Origin of the sequence: Bartonella sp. TT119HLJHH (genome assembly GCF_042193385.1) — a bacterium.
In the GTDB taxonomy this organism is placed as follows: domain Bacteria; phylum Pseudomonadota; class Alphaproteobacteria; order Rhizobiales; family Rhizobiaceae; genus Bartonella.
In genome coordinates this window covers 1-545 of record NZ_JBHILS010000153.1, presented here as the reverse complement: position 1 = coordinate 545, position 545 = coordinate 1, and the positions used below count along the sequence as shown (strand labels likewise).

Below are 545 nucleotides of genomic sequence, written 5' to 3'. Positions count from 1 at the left end.
ACACTGCTATAATCAGTTTTACCATCTGCCTGTTTATCGTAATGAACAACAGCTGAATCATCAGACTGAAGGCTGCTAGAAAGCTTCTCTAAACTTTTATCAAGCTGATCTTTATTAACAGCTTCATTACCTCTCACCGCTTCCTTCACACCGGAAAGCGTCCGATCTACTTTGTCCTTATTTGCAATATTGAGTTCTGTACCTTCTACTTCTGTACCAATATTGATAACTTTTGTCTTTTCATCCTGCTTGGCAAGGCTATCACTGACAACATTGGTTACATCATTATGAACATTCGTGACAGAACTACTAATATCAGAAAGTGCTTCCGCTACACTATTGTAAACCTTTTCCTCACCAGTACTACCATCTTCATTGATAGTTTTAAGTTTGAATGTGGGGGCAACCCATTTTCCATTCTCATATCCAGCGCCTCCACCAAAATACGTCGCAACTGTTTGATTCATTGAATAAAGTTGGTTGCCAGTGATCGCTTCTGTTGAACCTTTAGAAATTTCTCCATCTAAAAGAAACTTCAATTTGCT

At 38.5% G+C, this 545-nt stretch carries 1 pseudogene; it reads right to left on the bottom strand.

The annotated features are described in order from the left end of the window. Positions 1-545, bottom strand: a pseudogene (locus ACFIJL_RS09890) (hypothetical protein); the annotation flags it as partial.